General features: G+C 69.3%; 2 protein-coding genes and 1 pseudogene. All 3 read left to right on the top strand.

Annotation, left to right across the window (positions count from 1 at the left end; translation table 11 throughout):
- On the top strand, positions 1–562 hold a 562-nt coding region (locus L995_RS14675; protein WP_047472428.1), incomplete at its 5' end, for an efflux RND transporter periplasmic adaptor subunit.
- Between the two features lie 13 nt (positions 563–575).
- On the top strand, positions 576–3782 hold the full coding sequence (locus L995_RS14670; protein WP_047217597.1) for an efflux RND transporter permease subunit: 3207 nt from the start codon (positions 576–578) through the stop codon (positions 3780–3782).
- A pseudogene (locus L995_RS14665) lies at positions 3775–3986 on the top strand (efflux transporter outer membrane subunit); the annotation flags it as partial. The gene L995_RS14670 and the pseudogene L995_RS14665, both read left to right, overlap by 8 nt.

Below are 3986 nucleotides of genomic sequence, written 5' to 3'. Positions count from 1 at the left end.
CCGCGTCTACTTCGATGCGGATGAGCACAGCTTCCTGCGGCAGCAGCAGGCCGTCAAGAACACCAAGGGGCGGCCCGGCGTGCAGCGGCCCGTGCGTGTGGGGCTGGCTGGCGACGAAGGCTTTCCGCATGCGGGCAGCCTGGACTTCACCGACAACCAGCTCAACGCGGGCACGGGCACGGTGCGCATGCGCGCCCGCCTGCCCAATCCCGACCGCCTGCTGACGCCGGGCCTGTTCGCGCGTGTGCAACTGCAAGACGCGCAGGGCCTGGGCGGCGAGCGGCAGACGCTGCTGATCGACGACAAGGCCGTGCTCACCGACCAGGACCGCAAGTACGTCTATGTGGTGGGCGAGGGCAACAAGGCCGAGCGCCGCGACCTGGAGCTGGGCCGCATGGTCGATGGCCGGCGCGTGGTGGACAAGGGGCTGGCGGCGGGCGACCGCCTCGTGGTCGGCGGCCTGCAGCGCATCTACTACCCCGGCATGCCGGTCAGCCCCAAGCCTGCTCCCGGCGATGGGCAGGCGGCGGTGGCCCAGGGGTCGGCCGTGGCCGCGCAGTGAACCGGGACGCACCATGGATTTCTCCAAATTCTTCATAGACCGCCCGATCTTCGCGGTCGTGCTCTCCATCATCCTGTTCGCCGTGGGCCTGGTTGCGATTCCGCAGCTGCCCGTGGGCGAGTATCCCGAGGTCGTGCCGCCCAGCGTGGTGGTGCGCGCCACCTATCCGGGCGCCAATCCCAAGGAGATCGCCGAGTCGGTGGCCGTGCCGCTGGAGGAGGCGATCAATGGCGTCGAAGGCCTGATCTACCTGAAGTCGGTCGCGGCCTCGGACGGCAGCCTGCAGGTGGTGGCCACCTTCCGCGCCGACGTGGACCCCGACACGGCAGCCGTGCGCGTGCAAAACCGCGTGAGCCAGGCGCAGAGCCGCCTTCCCGAGGAAGTGCGCCAGTACGGCGTCACCACGCAAAAGCGCTCGTCCACGCCGCTGATGTATGCGGGCCTGACCTCCAGCGACGGCAACCATGATGCGCTGTACCTGCGCAACCATGCCACGCTCAAGATCAAGGACGAGCTGGCGCGCATCCCCGGCATCGGCGAGGTGGCGCTGTACGGCGCAGGCGACTATGCGATGCGCGTCTGGCTGGATCCCAGCAAGGTGGCCGCACGACAGCTCACCGCTGCCGAGGTGATCGCCGCCATCCGCGAGCAGAACGTGCAGGTATCGGCCGGCCAGCTGGGCGCCGAGCCCAGCCCCAAGGGCTCGGACAAGCTGCTGTCCATCAATGTGCGCGGCCGCCTGAAGACGGCCGAGGAGTTCGGCTCCATCGTGCTCAAGGGTGGTGCCGACGGCCAGGTCGTGCGCCTGTCCGACGTGGCGCGCATCGAACTGGGCGCCAGCGACTACAGCATGCGCTCGCTCAGCGACACGCGGCAGATGGCGGCCGTGGGCATCTTCCTGTCGCCGGGCGCCAATGCGCTGGGCGTGGCGCGGGAGGTCTACGCCACCATGGAGCGCCTGTCCAGGGATCTGCCCGAAGGCGTGAACTTCGAGACCGTCTGGGACCCCACGGTCTTCGTGCGCGACTCCATCAAGGCGGTGCAGAGCACGCTGATCGAGGCGGTGATCCTCGTGGTGCTGGTGGTCATCGTCTTCCTGCAGACCTGGCGTGCTTCCATCATTCCGCTGCTGGCCGTGCCCGTGTCCATCGTCGGAACCTTCGCGGGGCTGTACCTGCTGGGCTACTCCATCAACACGCTGACCCTGTTCGGACTGGTGCTGGCCATCGGCATCGTGGTGGACGATGCCATCGTCGTGGTGGAGAACGTGGAGCGCTACATCGAGGAGGGCCACACGCCCCTGGAGGCGGCGCACCTGGCGATGAAGGAGGTCTCGGGCCCCATCATCGCCATCGCCCTGGTGCTGTGCGCGGTCTTCGTGCCCATGGCCTTCCTCAGCGGCGTGACGGGCCAGTTCTACAAGCAGTTCGCCGTGACGATCGCCATCTCCACGGTGATCTCGGCCATCAACTCGCTGACGCTGTCGCCTGCACTGGCGGCCAAGCTTCTGCAGCCGCGCGGCGCGCCGCGCGATCTGCTGTCGCGCGGGCTGGACCGCAGCCTGGGCTGGTTCTTCCGGCCCTTCAACCGCTTCTTCGACCGCAGCGCGCACGGCTACCAGAACTCCGTGGGGCAGTCGCTGCGCCGCCGCGGCCTGGTGTTTGCGGTCTACGCGGCGCTGCTGGCGGGCACGGCCGTGCTGTTCCAGGCCGTGCCGGGCGGCTTCATCCCGCTGCAGGACAAGCTGTACCTGTTCGGCGGCGCCAAGCTGCCCGAGGGCGCCTCGCTGGGCCGCACCTCCGAGGTGACGCGCCAGATCGTGGAGCTGGCCCACAGCGTGGAGGGCGTGGACAAAGTCGCTGCCTTCGCAGGCTTCAATGCGCTGCAGACCACGACCACGCCCAACCTGACCAGCTCCTACATCATGCTCAAGCCCTTCGGCGAGCGCACGCGCAGCGCCGAGGAGATCAATGCCGAGCTGGGCGCCAAGTTCGCGCAGATCGAGGGCGGCTTCGCCTACGCGCTGATGCCGCCGCCCATCCAGGGCCTGGGCAACGGCTCGGGCTACTCGCTGTTCCTGCAGGATCGCGCGGGCCTGGGCTACGCGGCGCTGCAGCAGGCGCTGCAGGCCTTCCAGGCCGAGATCGCCAAAACGCCGGGCATGACCTATCCGGTCAGCAGCTACCAGTCCAACATCCCGCAGCTCGAAGTCAAGGTGGACCGTACCAAGGCCAAGGCGCAGGGCGTGGCGCTGACCGACCTGTTCCAGACGCTGCAGGCCTACCTGGGCTCGGTCTACGTCAACGACTTCAACGCCTTCGGCCGCGTCTGGCGCGTGATGCTGCAGGCCGATGCCGACCACCGCCAGGCCGTGGAGGACATCGCGCGGCTGCGCACGCGCAATGCGCGCGGCGAGATGGTGCCCATAGGCTCCATGGTCACCGTGGTGCCCAGCTTCGGGCCCGACCCGGTGCTGCGCTACAACGGCTTCCCGGCGGCCGACCTGATCGGCGACTCCGACCCGCGCGTGCTGTCCTCGGGCGAGGTGCTGACCAAGCTCCAGGAGATCGCGCAGCGCACGCTGCCGCGCGGCATCGAGCTGGCCTGGACCGACCTCAGCTACCAGCAGGTGGAGCAGAGCAATGCGGCGGCCGTGGTCTTCGCCATCGCCGTGATGCTGGTCTTCCTGGTGCTGGCCGCGCTCTACGAGAGCTGGACGCTGCCGCTGGCCGTCATCCTCATCGTGCCCGTGTGCATCTGCGCGGCGCTGTTCGGCGTCTGGCTGGCCGGCGGCGACAACAACGTCTTCGTGCAGGTGGGGCTGGTGGTGCTGATGGGGCTGGCCTGCAAGAACGCCATCCTGATCGTGGAGTTCGCGCGCGAGCTGGAGCTGCGCGGCGTGGGCATCGTCGATGCCGCGCTGCAGGCCTGCCGCCTGCGGCTGCGGCCCATCGTCATGACCTCGATCGCCTTCATCGCCGGTGCCGTGCCCCTGCTCATCGGCGGCGGCGCGGGCAGCGAGGTGCGCGCGGCCACGGGGGTGACGGTGTTCTCCGGAATGCTGGGCGTGACCCTGTTCGGCCTGTTCCTCACGCCGGTGTTCTACGTCACGCTGCGCCGGCTCTCGGGCCGGGCGCTGACGGGGCATGCGCCTGCACATGCCGCGCCTGCCTCCCCACCCTCCGACAAAGCCGCACCCCTGGAGCCCCACCATGTCTGAAATCCGCAAATCCCTGAGCCGACACGCGCTGGCGCTGGCGTCTGCCGGGCTTGTGGCCGGCTGCGCGGTCGGCCCCGACTTCAAGGCGCCTGCGGCGCCGCAGGCCGGAGCACAGTTCGCGCGGGCCGAGCCTGCACCGGCCACCCCGCAGGCCGAGCCCGATGCCGCCTTCTGGCGCCAGTTCCAGGACCCGCAGCTACGCGG

The organism is Delftia sp. ZNC0008 (assembly GCF_000799035.1).
Lineage (GTDB): Bacteria > Pseudomonadota > Gammaproteobacteria > Burkholderiales > Burkholderiaceae_C > Comamonas > Comamonas tsuruhatensis.
The sequence above is the reverse complement of the archived record's forward strand: the minus strand, read 5'-3'. Positions and strand labels throughout refer to the sequence as shown.

Excerpts from the sequence above, each read along its gene's own strand:
- L995_RS14670 (WP_047217597.1), top strand. The coding sequence starts at position 576 with ATGGATTTCTCCAAATTCTTCATAGACCGCCCGATCTTCGCGGTCGTG.